Source organism: Pseudoalteromonas sp. BMB (assembly GCF_001709235.1).
GTDB classification, from domain to species: Bacteria; Pseudomonadota; Gammaproteobacteria; order Enterobacterales; family Alteromonadaceae; genus Pseudoalteromonas; species Pseudoalteromonas maricaloris.
Genome location: NZ_MBQA01000176.1, coordinates 1 through 21,929 on the forward strand (window position 1 = coordinate 1; position 21,929 = coordinate 21,929).

Sequence of the window (21,929 nt, forward strand, 5' to 3'; positions counted from 1 at the left end):
AGCGCCCATTTTTATTCCGATTTTTATGTTGATTGTATTCTCTAGTAATCCTCTTCCAGAGTTCTTTAAAAATCTTTAATAAAAATTACTATTTTCTATATTACGCTCAATGGGCTTTTAACAGTTTGGTTATAGACTCCTTGACCTGCATTGAAGTAATTAACCTGAGCTGCGGATAATTAATGCCTTTCTAGCAGCCAGTTTCAGCGCTTCGTTCAAATAGCCAGCTATTGGTAAGTAAATTCGCCTTGCCTACAGCAAGTAGGTATCTAAAGCGAAAGCAGGACGCGGTGTTTCTCCTAAAACTCTCTGACTAGACAAGGAGGTAGAACATTCCTTATCCAAACTTGAGGTTAATTATCAACACCCCTCTTATTGTCTCGACCCCTTCTCTCCTTCCTCAAACTGTGCATCTACATTGGCTCGTTGAGATGCTTGAATAACGAACTCTGATTGCTACATTCGTACTGAGCTTCTGACCTTTGTCACTACTTGAACTTACATTAACATCTTCTATTAGTTATCGTCATGCTGCTAATATGACCCAAGCACAGCTGGCCGTGGTTTTGGATTTCTCTAAGAAGACAATGAGAAGTGAGAAAGTTAAGGGTTTCAGAGGAGGAAGTAGCTAACTTAAGAACTAGAGCTGAGTAATCTTTATACTCAGCTTCTTTACTTGAAAGATATAAACAGTAAGCCCTGTGATCAAATTCACCACAAATGAAACATAGCTACGGTGTCTTATTTGGTCTATCAGACTTAAGTTAATCAAATACAGCTTCAATACTGAAACCCTTTGATAGCTTCGCTTTATACCAATTTGACATAGATTGTCGCATCGTATTACTTCGTTGTTCTGTAACAAAGTTAGTTCCTTGTTCTGCTAAATTTAGCCTTTTAGCTACCTGATGCATAACCTTTATCAGCATACAAGTAGTCTGCCAATGAGATTAAAACAACAAACAACAAACAACAAACAACAAACAACAAACAACAAACAACAAACAACATTATCCGCATCTACGAAAATCGCGTCTAAGTTATTCATGCCCTTGTGGTGATCTGATCTTTGATCAGATCACCACAAGGGCTTTTCGTTCAATTTTTTATGCGCAGATCAGGTTAATTAACTATTTGGCCTCTTAACTCACCACTTGGATTTGCTGGTGTATGCACATTTACGTAGTGACCACCGCCTGCCAGAATCGCAAATATTTCCGCTGTCAATGCTGCATTGGCCGGAGCCATCCAGCGATTGGCATCACTACTATCTTGCATTAATGCCAATAACACAGGGCCGTTTTCACCAGCAATGCCAGTATGTATATGCGCAGCCGTTGCATCAGCAACACCTGAGGTGAGGACTTGTAATTCAAGGTCAAAGCCGTTTCGATTTACCAAAGCATATCCACTACCAGTGGCAGTGGTTGTAACGGCTGGGACTTCTTGCTCGCCACTCAATGGAAACGCTACCAACGTGTAGTTGTCAGTGAGGATCTGACCACGGAGTTCACCACTCGCATTTGCTGGTGTATGCACATTAACATAGTGACCACCTGATGCGAGTACCGCAAAAATCTCGGCGTTGATCATGGTGTTGTCTGGCGTCATCCATACATTCGTATCATCGGTGCTTTGCTCAAGGCCAACTAACACATCACCAGTCATGCCGATCCGGCCAGTATGAATATGTGCCGCAGTTGCATCCTCAACACCCATTGTCACTACACGAAGTTCAAGTTCATAATCGTTCATGTTAACCAATGCGTAGCCATCCCCTGACGCCATTGTCGATACCGCAGGAACCTCTTGCTGACCTGAAAGCGCAAATGTAGCGAGTGCATAATTTCTGGTAAGAATTTGGCCACGTAGCTCACCACTGGGATTGCTAGGAGTATGGACATTAACATAGTGACCACCCGATGCGAGTACCGCAAAAATCTCAGCATTGATCATGGTGTTGTCTGGCGTCATCCATACATTCATATCATCGGTGCTTTGCTCAAGGCCCACTAGAACATCACCAGTCATGCCGATCCGGCCAGTATGAATATGTGCCGCCGTTGCATCCTCAACACCCATTGTCACTACACGAAGTTCAACTTCATAATCGTTCATGTTAACCAAAGCGTAGCCATCCCCTGACGCCATTGTCGATACTGCAGGAACCTCTTGCTGACCTGAAAGCGCAAATGTAGCGAGCGCATAATTGCTGGTAAGAATTTGGCCACGTAACTCACCACTTGGATTGCTAGGAGTATGGACATTAACATAGTGACCACCCGATGCGAGTACCGCAAAAATCTCAGCATTGATCATGGTGTTGTCTGGCGTCATCCATACATTCATATCATCGGTGCTTTGCTCAAGGCCCACTAGAACATCACCATTCATGCCGATCCGGCCAGTATGAATATGTGCCGCCGTTGCATCCTCAACACCGCTAGTGACAACTCTGAGCTCTACTTCATAGTTATCTGTGTTAACAAGGGCATAGCCATCACCGGATGCCATTGTTGCTACTGCTGGCACTTCTTGTTTGCCGGATAAGTCAAATGTCGCAACTGCGTAATTGTCCGTCAGGATTTGGCCGCGGATCTCACCATTTGGTAGCTCTGGCGTATGAACATTGACGTAGTGTCCACCCGAGAGCAAAATATTCAATGTCGCTTCGTCGATCATCGTGTCATCTGGCGTTACCCAGTCTGTCATTACTTCGTCGTCCTGCTCTAACACCACAAGCACATCGCCGTTCATACCAATGCGGCCAGTGTGAATATGTGCTGCTGTGGCATCATCAACGTCCATAGTGACCGCGCGAAGGTAAAGCGCGCCATCGGTGCTGTCGTATGACGCATAACCATACCCCATGGCACTACTTTCATTCATTGGCACCTGTTGTGAGCCATCTAATTTGAACGTGATCACGCTTACCGTGTCAGATACAATCTGAGCGCGTAACTCGCCGTTTGGAAAGGCTTCGGTGTGTAGATTGATATACCAATCACCATCCAACATATCCTCAATTAGATCCTCAGACAGATCTGTGATTGGAATACTGACCTTATTGTCATCTGATGCTTCAAAAGCGAATGCCACATCGCCATTCGCCCCCAAATCACCATCGTGAATATGTGCAGCACTAAAACCTTCGACGTCGCTGTAGTCGAGTGTTGCTCTGAATTGCATCAGATTTTCATCAAGCTCAACTGTTGCGGAAGCGGTTTGCATTGACGTATTCATCGGTACTTCTTGCTTTCCTGATAACATCAATTCAAAGGTCTTAGTCGCTGAAAACTCTTGGGCTGGCGGCGGTGGCGGAGGTGTAACAGTATCGTTATCGTCATTATCGCTGCATGCCATAAGAAGCATGAAGCTGGCACTTACTATAAACTTTTTCATTATACTCATCCTGTAGACTCGGTTAAAAAGAATGACTTTTGTCACCCATAGCTAACCCTTACGAACAGGTTTGAATAAAAGTTCATCAAATTTGAAAAATTATTGTATATTTTTTGTCTGTACCTAATTGCGCCAACTGCAATACCAACTTTTGCCTGTTCATCCATTGATACCGATGATACTAACGCTTGAATGGCATTACATTCAGCTCAGTGATATCAATGAATTTCTCACCATAATTGTGAAACCTCATTGCCATATAAGAGTCATATTTTTGTGATTAAGTAGCTGCTTTAACAATAATAATCAGGATATTTTATGTTTAAGCACTCACTTATCGCGCTCTCTTTGCTTTCTCTTCTCACTGGCTGTTCACTTGATGGTGACGATGGCGCCACAGGCTCGCAAGGGCAACAAGGCGTTGCCGGACAAGATGGTAACGATGGTCAAAATGGCTCCGACGGCCAAGATGGAGCAAACGGACAAGACGGAACCAATGGCACTAACGCCAATAGCGTGCTTGAAATAAGTCTTGTGGGACGCGCAGTGCTTAATGCAGAAAGCCCTGAAGGCGCCGCTGAAATTGTCGCTTACCAAGCATCCAAAAAATGGATATATGCCATTAATAGTTCAGGCAGTGCCGCTGTGGTTGAAGTTATTCCAGCAACCAGCTTTGATACGGCCGCTCTGGTCAAAAATAATGAAGGTGTTATTACCGCTACAAATTTAACATCAGCCATGACAATCAACTTAAACGACAATACACCCGGCGACGCAAACAGTATTGCAGTTGACGAAAACAACCAACTATTGGCAGTTGCAATGGCTGCCAAGACTACGGGTGACGCAGGACAAATCGCTTTTTATGATATCTCAGGTGCAACTCCGGCCTTTGTTAAAAATGTAACGGCGGGTGCACTACCTGATATGGTTACCTTTACTCATGATGGCAGCAAGGTCGTGGTCGCAAATGAAGGGGAGCCCGCAGGTGACTACAGCGTTGATCCTGAAGGTAGCATCAGCATTATCAACATTACAAATGGCGTAGTTGCAAATACAGCAACACAATTAAACTTTAGCGCATTTAACACCAAGCAAGCTGAGCTAGAAGCACAAGGCATTGTCTTCGCCAATCCAACTGGTCGCACTATCAATGGCAAACTTATTAATACGACAGTTGCGATGGATTTAGAACCGGAATATGTCACCATCTCTAAAGACAACCGCTTCGCCTATGTTTCAATTCAAGAAAACAACGCACTCGCTATCGTAGATCTAAGTGACAATAGCCTTAATTTAGTCGGTTTGGGATTCAAAGACTGGTCAAATTACACCATGGATGCCTCGGATAAAGATAAAAAGATCAATTTTAAAAAGTACCCCGGTCTTTACGGCATGTATCAGCCAGACACTATCTCTAGCTACACGTGGAAAGGCGCTAACTTTATTGTCTCTGCTAACGAAGGTGATGGTAGAGAATATTTTTTTGATGCTGCCGATGAAGCCGACTGTACCGCGAAAGGTGGCCTAGATTACGATAAAGACGATGGCTGTTTAGCGTACATTGATGAGAGCCGTGCCGAAGATCTTACCCTAGCAAGCAACTTTGCTTATCTCAATAATGACGATGACGACATTGGTCGCCTTAAAGTCACAACGGTGAAAGGCGATGAAAATAATGACGGCCAATATGAAACGCTGTACACCTATGGTGCACGTTCATTCACCATTTGGGATAGCAACGGCCTTGTGGTGTTCGACTCTGGCGATCAAATCGAGCGGATCACAGCTTCCGTGCATGGCGCACAATTTAACAATGATGAAGACACCAATGAAGGCGATACGCGCTCCGATGCAAAAGGCCCAGAGCCGGAAGCACTAGCGCTAGGTCAAATTGGTGAACGCACTTTTGCATTCGTTGGCTTAGAGCGTATGGGTAGTATCATGGTTTACGATATCACCAACCCTTACGATGTTAAGTTTGAAGATTATTTTTACAACCGTGGATTAGTTGAAGATGCCGAAATCAGTGGCGACTTAGCCCCAGAGGGCATGGCATTTATTCCTGCCGACAAAAGTGCAACTGGCGAAGCCTTATTGGTGATCGGTAATGAAATTTCCGGCTCAGTTGCGGTATGGCAAATCGCTGAAAAATAAAGCATTCACATTATGTTGCAGTGGGAGGCGCTCTATGCGCCGATCTTGATGAAAAGATCGCGGGGTGAACCCGCTCCTACACCATATTCAAGCCTTTGGTGGGAGCCACTTTACTCGGCGATTATTGGGAAAAGCTGGCTGGGTGAACCCGCTCTCACAACATATTCAAGCTCTTGGGGGTAGGTGCTTTACGCGCCGAGCATTAGAGATAGGAGTGCGGGTAAACCCGCACCTACCAAATACTCAAGCTCTTGGTGGGAGGTGCTTTACGCGGCGATCTTTAGGTTATTCTGACAATCCTTTGACCGTATTTGTGAGGTTTTCTGCGCCTTGCTTTATTTCATTCATCACTTTATTCACTTCGTCGATTTGTGCAAGACCAAGTTCAGTGCTTTCAGACACCGTATTCATCAGTGCGGTGGCTTCTTTAGTTAACACTTCATTCTGATTTACCACATCATTGATTTCGTTGGTCGACTGCGAAGTACGTGCTGCCAAGCTTCTTACTTCATCGGCTACCACCGCAAACCCTCTTCCCTGCTCACCCGCTCTGGCGGCTTCTATCGCTGCATTTAACGCAAGTAAGTTAGTTTGCTCTGCAATCGCGCTGATGGTAGACACAATTGCCGAAATCCCTTTTGACTGTTCATTAAGCTGTGCTATTGCGGCCATTGCACTTTGCACTTGATTAGAAATAAGCCCTGAGGTACTAACAGACTCTTGCAACAGTAAACTCGCACGGGCCGCTATTTGCTCAGTTTGCTCTGATGTCACCTGCGCAACTTCGGCAGCTTGTGCGACTCGATGCGCTTTTTGCACCCGCGCCGTGATATTTGTTGCGAACTTTATCACTTTAATGACTTTGCCATGTTCATCAAAGATAGGGTTATACGTTGCTTCTATCCAAATATCTTCGCCATGTTTACCTAAGCGATGAAAGCGACCACTTTTATGCTGGCCTTTTGCCAGCTCTTGCCAAAAATGTGGCTGCTCTTTGTAAAAGCTGTCGTCACAGAACATTCGATGGTGCTGACCTTTAATCTCACTGAGCTTATAGCCCACAGTTGCCGTGAAATTTGGATTTGCATCTAAAATAACGCCCTCGGGTGTAAACTCTATGGTTGCCATGGACTTATTGAGTGCGTTAGCTATCGCTTCTTGTGCTTTGATAGTGAGCTTTTCTGCTGTGATGTCATTCGCAATTTTAACAATACGGGTGACTTTGCCATTTTCTTCAACCGGAAAATAGGTCGCATCGAGCCAAACCACGTCACCTGTTTTGGTAAAGCGCTCAAAATTACCAAACTGAGCTTGGCCACGTTGAAGGCTTGCCCAGAAACTGCGATATTCCGGAGAATTTACGTAGTCCTTGTGGCAAAAAATACGATGGTGCTGTCCTATCACTTCAGCCTCTGTGTAACCCACGACAGCGAGAAAATGTTGATTGACTGCAGCTATTTGACCATCGGGTGTAAATTCAATTTTTGCGACCGCTTCATCAATCGCAGAAAGTAATGCCCGAGCACGGTTGAGTTCAGCGGTCAAATTTTCAACTTCTTGATTTGGCTTTCGAAAAAAGTTCATAAGCTATTCCGTAACAAACAATATGCATGACTGCATTATTATCATAATTTTGGTAATAAAGTATGAATTATAGATAAGAAAGTGGAGTTTGGCGTTCTAACATACGCACCAAAACAAGCCGCGCGCTGATCACACAAGCAACGCGACTTGGCATTATATCAATTGTATTGACTAACCAGTGCTTTGGATAACTACTTCTGTACCGTTAGACGGTAGTCACCCGCACCGCTATATGAATAAACCAAAATGCGGTAATAACCTGAATTTGCCGTATAGTTAATTGACTCTTGTGAGGTTGGCGTCTCCGAAATAGCAACTTGTTGCCATGTACCACCTTGCCAAGCTTCGAGTTTCAAATCGAAGTCTGCGTTCGCCGGCCCCTCTAAAGTAAGTGCTATTGTGCCACCGCTGTACTGAAACCAACTGCCGTCAGGTTGTATGGCTTGTTGCTTGTCTGCTAAGTATCCAGTGTAAACATCTCCCGCAGGTGGTGGGGTTGTACTACCGCTTACGGTAAATTGGATCTCTGCAGCGGGATCAGAAATATTGCTGATGGACAAGCCAGAGTCGCTTCCATTCCACCATAGCGCATTCGTCCCTTTGCTACTCAACGCATTCGGCAGTGTGGCGCTAAACTCTCCTGCCACATCAAATAAATCGCCATTATCCCCACGGTTGCGACCATTTTCAGGATCTCGTTTGGCATCACCATGCTCCATTTGGATATACGGATACCATTCATTCGAGTTATTGCCGGCAGAATCAACGTGCCAAATAGCCAAACCTGAATCGAGTTGCTCTGAGTTTTGTCCCGATTGATGAATAGCCTCAATGTAAAAGGCTTCATTCGCGTTACTTGGGTTGGTCCATTTATATGAGCTATTAGCGCCCGAAATATGACTGAGCCTTCCCGTTGGGGCATTAGCATTTACGGCAGGATTAAGTTCAATTACCGTATCCCAACCAGCTATTGCTCTAAAGTGTGCGACAGGTGGCGTCGGCTTAAAACGGTTGGAAGCACCAATCGCGCCAAATCCCATAACGCCAAAACTTGCGACTGAGCCTTCTGAGCTGCCGTCATAATCATAAAGATCGGGCCAATTTGTGATTAAGTGACCTGACTCATGTACAAAGGTGCCAATTGCAAGGCTATTTCCCATATCCGTGATTTGATAGCGGTCGGTACACACGCCATCAGCACAAAAACGTGGACTGAGTCTTGCCATATGTGGCCACAGACCTTTAGACCATGCACTATCAGAGTTGCCAGCATAAAAAATATTTAATCCACGGATCTGCCCACTACTATTTGTAGTCAGCGAGCTAAAATCAAATCCCTGTTGAAATTCAAGCCAATTTAGCGCTTCTTTTATGAGTTCTTGCGAGCGTACTGTTGAGCTTAATGCGCTATCCGCGTAATACGCTTTGTTTTTCTTTGCAGTGTAATAAGCCGTTACCGTATTGGTATAATCCAGCTTGCCTCCAGAGACCGACGAAAAATACCCTCTTACTGACTGCGCGTTACCAAATTCATTGTAATTTTGGTCATTTAAAAAACGCTCAACTTGCGCTTTTGTGATAGTGCCGCGCTCATCAGGGAAATCAATGATGATAGTTAACCCTTTTACTTGACCGCTGATCTCGGCATTCAACGCCATTGCATTATCACTACGCTCAAACTGATGCGTATGTATCAAGTCGACTGGTGTTTGGTTTTGACCCAACATTACCTGCTGCGCCGCTTTTACTTTTTTTGCAATAGCAGTCGAGGATAATCCTTGCTGCATAGTGTCTACCGAGTGACGTTGTATGCCTTGCTTACTGCGTTTGGTCACAAGCTTACCCGTTGATATAAGTTGCTCCCCATCGACTGATACCTGTGCGTAAGCCATGCCTTTGAGCGAGGCATCATACACTACAAGCTCGCCGTCAGGTGTACGCTGCTGAGCAAAGTACGTATTACCATTAAGAATAAGAGTGATCACCTCACCACTTGGTTGGGTAAATTGATACTGTTCATTTTTATAAGGTATCGCCGCGTTTACTGCGACACTGGTTGCCAATAATGAGGTTGCGATAATTGCTGATGTTAATTTCATTTTTCCTTTCCTAGGTTACATGTTGTACAATTCATTAACATACAGAATGGATACAAAATTGCAACAACTCTCAAACCATTAAAGGTACAAAATTTATCAACCAGATAAATAACAAATAGTTACATCGATTGTAATTCCATCATTTTAGAAGCTTTATATTTCAAAGTGAGCAAAAAAAGCTCGTTTAAACTATTTTTTTCAATTTTTAGTTTACAAGTACTAAACATTACATTAGCATTGGTCTCGTTCCTTTGGGGCTGCACCTTTTTACCTGCGTATCTAGGCGTGCCTAAAGTCACAATTGAACTCCCGAGAAGTAGAGCTTGCCGACTGGGATGTTGGCATTATTGGGATTTCCTTGGCACAGCTTGTTGCTATTGGAGTTTTTATGCAGGCCAGATGGCCTGCTTTTTTTTTTCCAAAATTCGCCATCTACGCTTTATACCAATTGCCGAGTGCAACTCAACTGGTTAAACTCAAAGCACATGTTCCTGATTTGATGTAAACCATGTCGGCACTACGTAAACCCGTTTCGGTATTGGTCGTAATATACAACGAGCATAATGAGTTTTTGCTATTACAAAGAGCAGACGATAAACACTTTTGGCAATCAGTTACTGGGGGAGTAGATCCCGGTGAAACTCCAATCACTACCGCGTATCGAGAGTTAAAAGAAGAGACCGGTATTGACGCCGCGGCGCTTGGGATCACCATCCACTCGCATAATAAAACGAATCAATACACGATAAGACCACATTGGCGCCATCGTTACGAGCCGGGTGTTACCATCAACACTGAGCATGTTTTTAGTATCCAAGTACCGTCAGGGATCAGTGTGGTACTTGCTGAAGATGAACATACAGACTTTATTTGGCTTAACAAAACGCACGCTTGTGAACGCGTCTGGTCCCCTAGCAATCGACAGGAAATAGAACTCATAGGAGTATGATTGAGCTATGTTTACAACATTAGGATCTTTACAAACACCATGTTTAGTTGTTGATAAAATTGCTTTTTTACATAACCTTTCGCGTATGGAAAAGCATCTTGATGCTTTTAATGTGGCCCTTCGCCCACATTTGAAAACGGTAAAATCCATTGCAGCCGCAAGCTATATTTTGGCCGACAAACAAGCGGGATGTACGGTTTCCACTCTAAAAGAGGCAGAAACATTTGCAGCGGAAGGTTACACTAATATCACTTATGCGGTGGGGATCACAGAAGATAAGCTACAACGCGTTCTTGCCCTAATCAACCAAGGTGTCAACCTAACCATACTGCTAGACAGTATGGAACAAGCCATGCTTGTCTCGCAATTTTGCTCGGAAAATGAGTGCACGATCCCTTGCTTGATAGAAATAGACTGTGACGGACATCGCGCAGGACTTAGCCCTAAAAACAAAGAAATCGTGACCATCGCAACCATACTGGAAAGCAGTGGTTTATATCGGGGTTTACTAACGCATGCCGGTGGCTCATACGCGTGTAGCACGGCCGAGCAACTAATACAGTTTGCTGAGAAAGAGCGCTCAGCAGTTGTGGCTGCCGCGTCCATGCTGGAAGAGGCAGGGATCACCACAACAGTGCTGAGTATTGGCTCTACTCCAACAGCACTGTCAACGCAAAACCTCGATGGGATCACTGAAGTGCGAGCTGGGGTCTATACATTCTTCGACCTTGTTATGGCTGGTATCGGCATATGTGACGTCGAAGATATTGCACTAAGCGTGCTAACGCGTGTCACTGGTATCAAGCGTAGTGAAAGTAAGCTCTTTATAGATGCCGGCTGGATGGCGCTTTCAAGAGACAGAGGTACCGCGAGTCAAGCGTTTGATTGCGGCTATGGCCTCGTTTGTGACCAAGCGGGTAATTTGCTGCCTGGGCTCAAAGTAACCTCAGCAAATCAAGAACATGGCGTTATTGAATGTGAACCCGGCTTCACCTTACCAGACATGAAACATGGTGACCTACTACGTATTTTACCGAATCATGCATGTGCAACAGCCGCTCAGCACTCGGGCTATCATGTGTTAAGTCATGATGACATCGAGTTTTGGCCAAGATTTGGGGGCTGGTGATAGCTGTACCGCCCGACACAGGATCAGGAGCATGCTTAGTGGATTAGTTTGAGCCGAGTTGATCTATGTAGCGCTCTATAACTTCCTGAATAGATCGATGCTCCTGAACGGGTAAATAATTTATATGGGCCAATAAAAACTCTTTGGTACCATAATTACTGAGTAGTATCTGGTTTACTCTCTCTAACACCTGCCTGCTTACTTGAGTCTTATTACACATCACATGACCTAAAATAAACCGAGGTGAATCCGCGATTAGATAGGATTCATATTTATCTTGATTGGCTTTCGCGTATCGCATCACTTCAACAGGGTAACCAAGCAGAAAGTCCACACGTTTCAACTCGAACATCCGATGTACAGTTTCATAATGATTACTTCCACCTCTCACCACTTTATTAGCGCTATCCACCTGTGCTAATTGCTTATCTAAAAAAGGCCCATATGACAGGTCGTCAGCAGTTACTATCAGCTTATTTCTGTATACGTTAAAAAGTTGCATAAGAGAGACTACATTACCTTCTTCATCAAGCACTTCTTTAGATAGCGGAGGTGAATCAGCATGTTGATATAGACGTCTACTGATATAAAAATTTACTGGCAAGCTGAATAGAAAGTTTTTTTCGCGATAAGTAGTTTTTACTTTGTTAAGAGTGCAAATAGCTGATTTATCTTGCTTTAGCATTGAGCGTAACGTCCGTTTATAACTTGCGCCGAGAAACTCAATGTTTGAGAGGTTTAATTGTTCAAATAGTATTTTGTTGGTTGCGCCAGCAATATTTTCAGGTTTAGCTTTTTGCGTCAAAATAGCGAGGTCTTCTTCATCATCCAAAAATATCTGAATCGTTGTTGCATCAACATTAGCAGTGACAGCTAAGCAAAAAACGACAAATAGGTACCTCAGAAAATTCATATACATCATTCAATTACCTGGTAAACAAAAGGATTCCTGAGCCTAATACCTCCCTCTCTAAATTTAGTTGAGGATTTTACGATTGTAAAATCCATACCTTTCACCAATTCACAAGAATGTTATATTGAATATTGTATACTTTAATCCTATGTTAAATAGGCTTGTAAATTAGCAAGCTTATTTAATAAGGATACAACTGTGAAAAAGATATATTTGAGAAGAGCGCGCTGTTATGCGCTTCTATTACTATTAACGGCAGGTCCGGCAAGTGCAGCTCAACTCACTGACACCTGTAAATCCTCAGCCCCATTTACTGGAAGAGAAATTGTCAATAAGCAACCTATTTGCCTTCCGAGTGGCACTCGAACTTACTTAAGTATTCCAGGTACAAATAGTGTAAATAGTTTGGCAATTACCACTGGACATGGCTCAGGAAATCTTAATTTATATTCAAAAAATGGGGGGTGGCCAAAACTGGACGGTAGCGATCCAAATTCAAAAAGAAACGGTAATAGCGAATGTATCGTGCTTAAGAACTTAAACCAATATTGGACTTACATTACGTTAGATGGGGCCAGTCAAGGTGCCTCATTGGTCGTTGATTTAGGTGCAACCTCATGCCGTAACTTAGGTTCTACTCCACCACCTGGAGATAATGATGGTTATCCTTTAAATTATGCCAACATCAAAGTGTTTAGATTTCAATTTAGCGATGCGCAACTTAACTGGAATTCAATGCAGCGTGATTTAGCTGACGCTGCAGCATATTACACGGACCAATCTTACGGTAAATTTAACCTCACATATGATACATCGGTGCCAATAATTAATATTAATCGACCCAAAAGTGACTTTGACAGTGACTTTCACGGTTGGACAGCTGAATGGAAGAAGCATGTTAAAGCAAACGGCGTTGACCCAGAAAACCCTGGAACTGGTAATGTGGGAATGATGGTTGCCCCTCAAGTTGGTAACTTCAATTCCAGCGCTGCTCCTCCTTCAATCAGTTTATATCACCACACATCAGGCGTGGTGGCGCATGAGTTAGGGCATGCACTTGGGCTACGTCATGCTAAAGCGCTAGAAGCTGGCCCTGGTAGAGTCATTGGCGATCATGATTATGCAAAGGAAAGTTTAAACTATGGTAACGTATATAGCATGATGGGAATGGGCGCTCATTCTTTAGAAGAATATAACTTACTGTACAAAAAGTATTTCGGTTGGGTAAGCGGATCAGAAGTCCCACTCATTACCTCATCGGGAACATATCGCATTTATGCATTTGACCACGGGCGCAATGATCAAGGATATATCGGATTAAAGCTAAAATCGGGTAACGGCTTATATACGTATTGGTTAGAGTACAGAACTACAAATGCGCGATATCCAAATACCAAAAACGGCATACTCATCAATTTAGAGGGCTACTTCGAAAATGAGCAAGATCCACGTTTTTGGAAAACGACCTCTTACCTCTTAGATATGACTCCAGGGTCAAAAACACCAGGCTGGTGGGGTGACGACCAAACCGATTCGGAGCTAACAATCGGAAATTCATATACCGATCACTGGGGAGGATTCAAAATCACCCCTACATCAAAGGGCGGAGCAGAAAATAGCGCTACCGCATGGATAGAAATAAAAGTAGAACTACTTTAATAGAGTAAGTAACGATGGCTATCGTTTGAGGATGATTGCCATCGCTATACCTCTGAGTGAATTTATTTATAGAAATTCACTAATGGTTCATCTATATTGGGAACATGCATTTGATGCGAACAATTCTTATGTAGTAGGAGAGCTAACATGGATCCAGTCACACTTATTTTTGATTACCTTTTTACCATCCAAGCGTTTTTATTGATTTTCGTTATTGTGGTACTAAAAGGGAGTATCAAATTTGTCCCGCAGAACCGTGCGTGGATTATTGAACGTTTCGGTAAGTATCAATCCACTAAAGAAGCCGGCCTAAACTTTATTCTGCCATTTATCGACCGCGTAGCCTCCGATAGGAGCTTAAAGGAGCAAGCCGTTGATGTACCATCTCAATCAGCCATAACTAAAGACAATATTTCATTGATTGTTGATGGTGTACTTTATTTTAGAGTGTTAGATCCGTATAAAGCGACTTACGGTGTTGACGATTATATCTTCGCGGTAACTCAGCTCGCGCAAACCACCATGCGTAGCGAACTGGGTAAAATGGAGTTGGATAAAACCTTTGAAGAGCGAGATTTACTTAATACCAACATCGTCGCCGCCATCAACTCAGCTTCTGATCCTTGGGGCATTCAAGTACTGCGCTACGAGATTAAAGATATTGTGCCACCAAACTCTGTAATGGAAGCAATGGAAGCACAAATGAAGGCTGAGCGTGTGAAACGAGCTCAAATATTAGAGTCAGAGGGTGACCGTCAAGCCGCTATCAACGTCGCGGAAGGTAAGAAGCAAGCGCAGGTGCTTGCAGCTGAAGCCGAAAAGGCTGAGCAGATCCTAAGAGCTGAAGGTGAAGCAAAAGCGATTATTGCCGTTGCAGACGCACAAGCCGAAGCCCTTCGTAAAGTCGGTGAAGCCGCAAATACCGAAGAAGGCCAAAAAGCCATCCAGCTTGACTTAGCAACAAAAGCCATTGCAGCAAAAGAAGCGATAGCTAAAGAATCTTCTGTGGTATTGCTACCAGACAATGGCACAGATGCAAGTTCGCTTGTGGCACAAGGCATGTCTATTATTAATACATTAAATAAAAAGCAAGGGTAACGCCTATGGCCTTTTTACTTGAGCATTTAGCACAAACCTTAGTAGTACTAGGAATTGCTTGCCTAATTGTTGAGGTTGCTGTGCTTGGTTTTGCGACCTTTGTACTGTTCTTTTTGGGTCTGTCGCTGGTGATCAGCGGTGGTCTAATGTACGCAGGCATGCTTGACCAAACTTGGCTGACTGCACTTTGGTTTAATGCGTTAGTCACGACATTACTGGCTGTGTTTTTATGGAAACCACTAAGACGCATGCAAGATGTCACTGACAACAAAGAAGTAACCAGTGATTTTGCTGAGCTTACCTTTACGCTAGAAAAGGACTTGAATGCAGATAGTCGTATTTTTCATACCTATTCTGGTATTGCGTGGCAACTAAAAAGTAAACAACCTATTACTGCAGGAACACAAGTCAAAGTGGTTAAAAAAGAGGTTGGCGCGTTTTGGGTAGAGCCTAATTAAGCAAATTGGTATAGCCTTGCGAACAAAGTGCCTAACAGCCAATTTTGTTAGGCACTTTCTGTAATCCGCAGTATTCAGAAACAACTTTTTACCTTATTCTCTTTTCGTCTAATACCTTCTCGGTTTACTCTATCCTACACAACAGTTACACTCAAATTTAGGTACAAGGCTAAACACCTCTGAACCATGAATAAAATATAATAAAAACAAGGGATTATAATCTACAATGATTCGGGTCGAAAACTTAAGCCGAGTATACGGAAGCGGAGAGACACAAGTGCATGCACTAAAATCAGTTTCTCTAGAAGTAATGGAAGGTGAATTTGTCGCAGTAATGGGGTCTTCTGGCTCTGGAAAGTCTACCTTAATGAATATACTTGGCTGCTTAGATTCTCCAACTTCCGGCTCTTACTATCTTGCTAATCAAGAAATTCAGGCCGTGGAAGATGAAGCCTTATCACAAATTAGAAATCAAAAAATTGGCTTTATCTTTCAAACATTCCACCTACTCACTCGCCTGACCGCACTGGAAAATGTCATCTTACCGCTAAGGTACACAGAGACTTCCCCATCAGAGGCAAAAAGTCGCGGACTTGCCATGCTAAAAAAAGTAGGTCTTGATAGCAGAGCACATCACAAACCCTTCGAAATGTCTGGCGGACAACGCCAACGTGTTGCTATTGCTCGGGCTCTTATCAATGAGCCAAAAGTCATTTTTGCCGATGAACCAACTGGCAACTTAGATAGTAAAACCTCGCATGAGATCATGGAATTACTATGTCAGCTACACCAGCAAGGTCACACGATTGTAATGGTAACGCATGAAGACGATATTGCGGCATATGCCGAGCGTATCATCAGAATGAAAGATGGCGAGAAAGTGGAGGATAGCCAATGCGCAGCTATGTCATAAGCATCGCCCTGCTCACCTCTTTGCAGGCTTTTGCCAAACCAATTATCGTTTCGGGTCTTATTAAAGCAGGTGAAACTCAGGTCTTTCACGCGCCGATGAGTGACTCTTGGAAGATTCAAATTCAATGGATGCTGCCCGAGGGTGAAGTTGCTAATAAGGGTGACATCGTCGTCGTCTATGATTCAGGCTCTATCGCGACCTCAATCGACCAAGATAAAGTAGCGCTCGATGCTGCAAAAGATGAGTACAAACGAATTGAGCAAGACGGCGCCCAAAAGGTACTAGAAGCTCAGTTTCAGTTGAAAAAAACCATTTTGCTCGTCGAAAGAGCCAAAATAGATGCCAGCGTGCCAAAAGCCAATATCAGCACCTACGACTACGAGCAACATCAGCTGACGTTAGAAAAAGCGATTATCGAAAACCATAAAGCCGAAATAAGTTTAAGCAAGGCCGAAACTGAAGCAAAGGCAAATACTCAGAAACAGCGACTAGAGATAAAGCGGCTAGAAGCAAGCCTCACGCACAACCAAGAGCAGCTCGATAAAATGAGTCTAACAGCTAGTAACAGCGGCCCAATTCTGTATACGGATCACCCTTGGAATGGCAACAAGTTGTTTGCTGGCGCAACAGTACAACCGGGTTGGAAAGTAGCAGAAATCCCTTCTACAGCGGGTCTGTATCTAGAAGCCTGGATCCATGAAGTAGATGCTATTGGCATTAAGGAAGGTCAAACCGCCGATTTAAAATTTGACGCCTTTCGCTCCTCATCAACGCCTAGTACCCTCACTGAGCTATCAACACAACCAGAAAAGCGCCAAGACTGGGGCCAAGGCATGTATTACCGAGCTAAGTTCACATTCAACACCGATTTGCCACTACTACCGGGCATGAGCGGAAGCATAACTTTGCCAGGAGAGAAAAATGAAAGTTAAGTTGCTGGCAGTCATCATTCCATTCTATTTACTAGGCTGTAGTCAAGCCCCCAGCGATATACATATTGTTAAGGCGCAGCCAATCACTATCACAGTAGAAGCGAATGGTGAATTGGAATCAAAAAGCCGAGCGTTGATAGCCCCTCCTTCAATCAAGCGTATGTGGCAATACAAAATAAAACAGTTAATGCCAGAGAATACCACGGTTCAAAAAGGCCAAATTGTTGTTTCATTTGACGATCAAACCGTTAGAGATCGCTTGATGGAATATAATTCGAAGCTAAGTCAAGCGCAAAAAGAGCTAGAAAATAAACAAGCTCAAGTCGAGAAGCAGGAAGAAGAATACAAACTCGCACTCGCTGAAGCGCAAATGAACTTTGATAAGGCAAAACGACGCGCAGAGATCATAGATAACTCACGCTCAGACAACGATCGTAAAAAAGCACAAATCGACTTCACCATTGCAACCAATGATTTAGAGCTTGCCCGCAGTCAACTCGCTTTTCACCTAGACAACAAAGAACTGAGTATCCAAATGGCAAGAAGCAAGGTTGCACGAACGGATGCTGAAGTAAAAGAGCTAAAACGTGATATAGCGCGTTTACAAGTAAAAGCGCCGATGGATGGGCTAGTTGCATATCGAGCAAACTGGGAAGGCGAAAAGCCCAGTGTTGGCGAGTCCATGCAATTTGGTCAACCTGTTGTTGAGCTATCAGTTATTGAACAAATGCAAGTAAAAGCACAAATTAAAGAAGCCGATTTTGGACGGATAAAATTGGGGCAAGCAGTAAAAGTTATCATAGACAGCGCCGACGGTTATGTTATCGGCGGAACACTCGTTGAAATAGGAAAAGCTTTTAGAGAAAAGTCGCATCAAGATAAAAGCCGCATTGTAGATGCTATTATTGAGCTGGACAAAGTCGATACCGAAAAGCTGCGGCCAGGCTTGAGTGCTCGTATAGAGATAGTGACAGCACAACTCGATAACGCCTTGGCCGTGCCATTAAACGCGTTAAAACAAAGTGCGGGTAAAGTGTTTATAGACACAAATAGCGGAGAGAAAGAGGTCACTGTATCTTATACCACACCGACACTTGCCGTGATTTCTTCTGGTATTAGTCAAGGCGCGGAGGTAAAGCTATGAAAAAAACGTTACTCGCAGTCATTGTCCCACTATGGTTACTTGGCTGCCAAGAAGCACCTGAGCAGTCAGCGCAACTACTATATACCGTAGAGTCGAAGCCATTTTCGATTACTGTGGATGCAGAAGGCGAATTGGAAGCCGCAAGTGAAACCGTCATATCCGCCCCAACCTCAGCAAGAGGGGCTCAGACGCTCGCATGGATCATGCCTGAGTATACTCAGGTGAAAAAAGGCGATGTTATTGCACGCTTCGATGGCAGCCAATTAGAAAGACGAAAACGCTTTAGTGAATTCGACAAAGGCAAAGTCGCACAAGACATTACGGTCACCGATAGTGATTTAACCACAAGAAAGTCCCATTTGGATAGCGACAAAGTTATCGTTAGTGAAGAGAAACACTTTGCCGAAACCTTTTCAGTTGACGATGAACGGATCCGCTCAAAGCTCGACATTTTAGATCAAATGCAAAATGTTGAGTATCTCAATGCAAAAGAAGCTTATTTTGGCTGGCAGACAGAGCAATTTTCATCTTCTGCTCTTGGAGAGATGGAATTGTTAAAGCTGCAGACAAAACAGCATGAAAGCAAAATTGCGATGTACAACGCAAACTTAGAAGGTCTTGAAGTCATCGCACCACATGATGGCTTACTTACCCTCAGTGCCGATTGGCGTGGAGAGAAGCCCAAATCAGGCCAAGCGCTATGGCCTGGGCAAAAGATCGGGGGGTTACCAGATATTTCATCCCTGCAAGCTAAGCTTTTCGTTCATGAAAAAGAAGCGCTTGGCCTTGCGATTGGCCAAAAGGTTGAGTTTACCCTGCTCTCCAATAGCGATGAGCGCTTTGATGGTAAAATCACAAAAGTATCACCTTACCCACAATCTATTCGTCGTGGAGATCCACAAAAATACTATGAGATCATCGCTAGCCTTGATGAGACTCCAGCCCACTTCAAGCCGGGCAATAAAGTACTCGCTACGGTATTTGTCCAAGAAAATAAACAAGCGCTACTCGTGCCTAAACATAGCGTGATCAATGATAACAACGCATTTTTTGTTCAAGTTAAAGACGGTAGCCAGTTTAAACGCGTAAAAGTGGAATTAGGCCAAAGCAACCTAAGCCATACTGAAGTATTGGCAGGGTTATCTCCCAAACAACAAATTGCACTCGTCGCGAATAAGGAACTGTAATGAAATATTTGGATTTATTTACCGACGCTATTGTGCAATTAAAGCAGCATAAGCTCAGAACCCTATTGACCTTGCTCGGCATGATTTTTGGTGTGGGAGCCGTTATTGCTATGTTAAACATCGGTGAAGGTGCTGAACGAGAAGCGCTTAAAATGATCGATTCTATGGGGATCAATAATGTTATTGTCAGTGCCAAAGACATTGAAGAGAATGACCTAAAAGAACAACGAAAACACTCGCAAGGTCTTAATCTATTAGACGGCCAAGTGATTGTCGATGCCCTGCCCTTTGTTAGTGACTTTTCGGCTGAGCGACTGGTGGATACCTACCAGATATTTAGCGAATTCGGCAGCTTTGAAGGAGAAGCCGCGGGCGTCACAGCAAACTATTTTAGCCTTGCGCATTATGAACTCGCGGCGGGTCGCCTGCTAAATACGGAAGATAGCAAGGAATATAGGCAGGTTGCATTACTCGGCGCAAATACCGCAAAAACTCTGTTTCCCCTCGGGAGCGCTGTTGGTCAACAAGTAAAAATTAACCATTTATGGTTTGAGGTTGTTGGCATTTTGCAAGCACCGCACCTGAACAAAAAGGAGTTTCAAGGCGTTGCCCTAGGTGGTGAACAAAGCCGTATTTTTGTTCCGCTAACGACCGCCATTCATCGCTTTAATAAAGGATTACTTGAACCAGAGGTTACCGAACTAAAACTCGCTATCGACAAATCTCAGAGTCCAATTTTGGCATCTCAAGCTATCACTAACATATTAACCAATCGCCATAGCGATATTGATGACTATAGGCTAACCATTCCCGCCGCTTTGCTTGCTCAGCAAAAACAAACACAGGCTATTTTTAATATGGTGATGTCTTGCGTTGCGGGTATATCACTCCTTGTTGGTGGTATTGGTATTATGAATATCATGCTCGCAACCGTACTTGAACGAACCAAAGAAATAGGCTTATTACGGGCAATAGGCGCCACTCGCAAAAATATTCAAGTCCAGTTTATTACAGAGAGCTTTACCATCTCGATATTAGGCGGACTACTCGGTGTAGTGTTTGGTATTTTACTGTCAGAGATAATTGCATTTTACTCAAATTGGGCGGTGTCTTGGTCTCTAAGCGCTATTTTCCTATCTTTTAGTATTTGTGCCTTAGTCGGTTTAACATTTGGGGTATATCCAGCCATTAAGGCTTCAAAGCTAGACCCAATCGAAGCGCTGCAAAGTGACTAACCAATAAAGGAGGTACTAACGCCTTCTTTGTATTTCAAATCTAATATACTTTTTCGCATGCTGTTCAATGACCAAAGTCATTAACTAGCATGCTTTTTGTTGGACTTTTTTTCGCCACAAGGTAAACTTTTATGCGATTTAAATCAAAAATAACTGGAAGCATTGTATGAGCAAAGAATGCTCGTATTGCTTTGTGTTAGTTTTACAGCTTAGTAAGTCTTTGAATATATTACTTACTAAGCGTTGAAGAAAGCAGCTAACATTAAGTAAAAATGCTGATGCGAATGGAACTTCAAGGACAAATAATGAAAAAAGTAACACTTATCGCACTTTCACTTATCTCTCTTACCGCATGTAAAAGTAATGATATCAATCGTGTAGTTAACGACGGTGTTGACGGTGCCATCAACGGTATTTTTGGCAGCTCAAGCACTGTGGTTTCGGCGACGGGTAGCGGCTCTAGCAATGATTACTCAATTAACAAAGAAAAAGTATGGCCCCATCAAGCAACGAAAACGGCTCGAGATTATGGCTCATTGGCATTTGTAAAAACGGCAAAAAACCCAGACGGTAAAACCAGACTTAAATTTAACGAATGCAAACACCCTCGGATCGGTAAAATTAAGTGCGAAGGCTATTTATACGAAATTTCACCCGAGGGCTGGTTAGTAAAAGGTGATTCAATTCACTTTGGTACACATTACTACACTGATATCGTTATCCCAGCTGGACAATACTATATAAAAATTGAAGGTGAAGATGTGGGTAAAGATGTTTACGCGACAGGAACTATTGAGATATCGCCCTTTGTTACTAACTACATTAATGTAACCGTTCAATAAAGATCACAAAAAGTACCTAGTGCTTATAAAACAGCTAGGTACTTTTTACCAGACCAATTTCCTCTTTAATTAAGCAACCCAAAACAACGCTTCTTATTCATTTTATTTCATCAATATTTTGCAAAAGCTCCTAATAACGGAACAAATAGTAAATCTGCCAGCATTAAAATTTACCTTACATTACAAAATGATGACTACCTCTCCTAGCGTATTAGCTGTTCTTAGTTT

At 43.3% G+C, this 21,929-nt stretch carries 16 protein-coding genes; 12 read left to right on the top strand and 4 right to left on the bottom strand.

Going from position 1 to position 21,929, the window contains the following annotated elements; genetic code table 11:
• Window positions 1-1,122 precede the first annotated feature (1,122 nt).
• On the bottom strand, window positions 1,123-3,402 hold the full coding sequence (locus BB427_RS15450; protein WP_083229896.1) for a CHRD domain-containing protein: 2,280 nt from the start codon (window positions 3,400-3,402) through the stop codon (window positions 1,123-1,125).
• A 318-nt stretch (window positions 3,403-3,720) separates the two neighbouring features.
• Here BB427_RS15450 and BB427_RS15455 point away from each other — a divergent pair, with 318 nt between their 5' ends.
• Window positions 3,721-5,559, top strand: a complete 1,839-nt coding sequence (locus tag BB427_RS15455) for a choice-of-anchor I family protein (RefSeq protein ID WP_069021733.1) — start codon at window positions 3,721-3,723, stop codon at window positions 5,557-5,559.
• 285 nt (window positions 5,560-5,844) lie between these two features.
• Here BB427_RS15455 and BB427_RS15460 read toward each other — a convergent pair whose 3' ends face one another.
• Together BB427_RS15460 and BB427_RS15465 are read right to left on the bottom strand one after the other, a co-directional pair.
• A complete protein-coding gene (locus tag BB427_RS15460; protein WP_069021735.1) occupies window positions 5,845-7,143 on the bottom strand; it encodes a methyl-accepting chemotaxis protein in 1,299 nt (432 codons plus the stop codon).
• A gap of 191 nt (window positions 7,144-7,334) precedes the next feature.
• Window positions 7,335-9,242 (bottom strand): M6 family metalloprotease domain-containing protein, encoded by a 1,908-nt coding sequence (locus BB427_RS15465; protein ID WP_069021737.1) that lies wholly within the window; start codon window positions 9,240-9,242, stop codon window positions 7,335-7,337.
• A gap of 508 nt (window positions 9,243-9,750) precedes the next feature.
• Between BB427_RS15465 and nudB the strand changes: the two genes are divergently transcribed.
• Window positions 9,751-10,191 carry a dihydroneopterin triphosphate diphosphatase gene (gene nudB, locus BB427_RS15480; RefSeq protein WP_069021743.1) on the top strand — a complete coding sequence of 147 codons (441 nt, stop codon included), beginning with the start codon at window positions 9,751-9,753 and terminating at the stop codon, window positions 10,189-10,191.
• A gap of 7 nt (window positions 10,192-10,198) precedes the next feature.
• On the top strand, window positions 10,199-11,320 hold the full coding sequence (locus BB427_RS15485; protein WP_069021745.1) for an alanine racemase: 1,122 nt from the start codon (window positions 10,199-10,201) through the stop codon (window positions 11,318-11,320).
• Between the two features lie 43 nt (window positions 11,321-11,363).
• Here BB427_RS15485 and BB427_RS15490 read toward each other — a convergent pair whose 3' ends face one another.
• Window positions 11,364-12,242, bottom strand: a complete 879-nt coding sequence (locus tag BB427_RS15490; RefSeq protein ID WP_017218222.1) for a hypothetical protein — start codon at window positions 12,240-12,242, stop codon at window positions 11,364-11,366.
• A 189-nt stretch (window positions 12,243-12,431) separates the two neighbouring features.
• Between BB427_RS15490 and BB427_RS15495 the strand changes: the two genes are divergently transcribed.
• From BB427_RS15495 to BB427_RS15535, 9 genes are all read left to right on the top strand, one after another.
• On the top strand, window positions 12,432-13,892 hold the full coding sequence (locus BB427_RS15495) for a pre-peptidase C-terminal domain-containing protein (RefSeq protein ID WP_069021748.1): 1,461 nt from the start codon (window positions 12,432-12,434) through the stop codon (window positions 13,890-13,892).
• Between the two features lie 147 nt (window positions 13,893-14,039).
• Entirely contained in the window at window positions 14,040-14,990 is a 951-nt protein-coding gene (locus BB427_RS15500) for an SPFH domain-containing protein (protein WP_010377916.1), read from the top strand.
• A gap of 5 nt (window positions 14,991-14,995) precedes the next feature.
• Window positions 14,996-15,448: an NfeD family protein gene (locus tag BB427_RS15505; protein ID WP_017218224.1), complete on the top strand. Its 453-nt coding sequence runs from the start codon at window positions 14,996-14,998 to the stop codon at window positions 15,446-15,448.
• 226 nt (window positions 15,449-15,674) lie between these two features.
• Window positions 15,675-16,361 carry an ABC transporter ATP-binding protein gene (locus tag BB427_RS15510; protein WP_069021750.1) on the top strand — a complete coding sequence of 229 codons (687 nt, stop codon included), beginning with the start codon at window positions 15,675-15,677 and terminating at the stop codon, window positions 16,359-16,361.
• The gene (locus BB427_RS15515) at window positions 16,343-17,293 is read left to right on the top strand and encodes an HlyD family secretion protein (RefSeq protein ID WP_069021752.1); all 951 of its coding nucleotides are present in this window, start codon (window positions 16,343-16,345) and stop codon (window positions 17,291-17,293) included. Before BB427_RS15510 ends, BB427_RS15515 begins: the two co-directional genes overlap by 19 nt.
• Window positions 17,283-18,437, top strand: coding sequence for an efflux RND transporter periplasmic adaptor subunit (locus tag BB427_RS15520; RefSeq protein ID WP_069021754.1), 1,155 nt, complete (start codon window positions 17,283-17,285; stop codon window positions 18,435-18,437). Before BB427_RS15515 ends, BB427_RS15520 begins: the two co-directional genes overlap by 11 nt.
• Window positions 18,434-19,624: an efflux RND transporter periplasmic adaptor subunit gene (locus tag BB427_RS15525; protein WP_069021756.1), complete on the top strand. Its 1,191-nt coding sequence runs from the start codon at window positions 18,434-18,436 to the stop codon at window positions 19,622-19,624. The genes BB427_RS15520 and BB427_RS15525 overlap by 4 nt, the downstream gene beginning before the upstream one ends.
• Window positions 19,624-20,859: an ABC transporter permease gene (locus BB427_RS15530; RefSeq protein WP_010607432.1), complete on the top strand. Its 1,236-nt coding sequence runs from the start codon at window positions 19,624-19,626 to the stop codon at window positions 20,857-20,859. The genes BB427_RS15525 and BB427_RS15530 overlap by 1 nt, the downstream gene beginning before the upstream one ends.
• Before the next feature lie 305 nt (window positions 20,860-21,164).
• The gene (locus BB427_RS15535) at window positions 21,165-21,701 is read left to right on the top strand and encodes a hypothetical protein (protein ID WP_045989276.1); all 537 of its coding nucleotides are present in this window, start codon (window positions 21,165-21,167) and stop codon (window positions 21,699-21,701) included.
• The last annotated feature ends 228 nt before the right edge of the window (window positions 21,702-21,929 follow it).

What these genes read in the sequence shown, in the direction of transcription:
- BB427_RS15465 (WP_069021737.1), bottom strand. Translation starts at nt 9,242, where the DNA reads ATGAAATTAACATCAGCAATTATCGCAACCTCATTATTGGCAACCAGT.
- BB427_RS15515 (WP_069021752.1), top strand. Translation starts at nt 16,343, where the DNA reads ATGCGCAGCTATGTCATAAGCATCGCCCTGCTCACCTCTTTGCAGGCT.
- BB427_RS15535 (WP_045989276.1), top strand. Translation starts at nt 21,165, where the DNA reads ATGAAAAAAGTAACACTTATCGCACTTTCACTTATCTCTCTTACCGCA.
- nudB (WP_069021743.1), top strand. Translation starts at nt 9,751, where the DNA reads ATGTCGGCACTACGTAAACCCGTTTCGGTATTGGTCGTAATATACAAC.
- BB427_RS15505 (WP_017218224.1), top strand. Translation starts at nt 14,996, where the DNA reads ATGGCCTTTTTACTTGAGCATTTAGCACAAACCTTAGTAGTACTAGGA.
- BB427_RS15485 (WP_069021745.1), top strand. Translation starts at nt 10,199, where the DNA reads ATGTTTACAACATTAGGATCTTTACAAACACCATGTTTAGTTGTTGAT.
- BB427_RS15455 (WP_069021733.1), top strand. Translation starts at nt 3,721, where the DNA reads ATGTTTAAGCACTCACTTATCGCGCTCTCTTTGCTTTCTCTTCTCACT.
- BB427_RS15525 (WP_069021756.1), top strand. Translation starts at nt 18,434, where the DNA reads ATGAAAAAAACGTTACTCGCAGTCATTGTCCCACTATGGTTACTTGGC.
- BB427_RS15530 (WP_010607432.1), top strand. Translation starts at nt 19,624, where the DNA reads ATGAAATATTTGGATTTATTTACCGACGCTATTGTGCAATTAAAGCAG.
- BB427_RS15450 (WP_083229896.1), bottom strand. Translation starts at nt 3,402, where the DNA reads ATGAAAAAGTTTATAGTAAGTGCCAGCTTCATGCTTCTTATGGCATGC.
- BB427_RS15490 (WP_017218222.1), bottom strand. Translation starts at nt 12,242, where the DNA reads ATGATGTATATGAATTTTCTGAGGTACCTATTTGTCGTTTTTTGCTTA.
- BB427_RS15520 (WP_069021754.1), top strand. Translation starts at nt 17,283, where the DNA reads ATGAAAGTTAAGTTGCTGGCAGTCATCATTCCATTCTATTTACTAGGC.
- BB427_RS15510 (WP_069021750.1), top strand. Translation starts at nt 15,675, where the DNA reads ATGATTCGGGTCGAAAACTTAAGCCGAGTATACGGAAGCGGAGAGACA.
- BB427_RS15500 (WP_010377916.1), top strand. Translation starts at nt 14,040, where the DNA reads ATGGATCCAGTCACACTTATTTTTGATTACCTTTTTACCATCCAAGCG.
- BB427_RS15460 (WP_069021735.1), bottom strand. Translation starts at nt 7,143, where the DNA reads ATGAACTTTTTTCGAAAGCCAAATCAAGAAGTTGAAAATTTGACCGCT.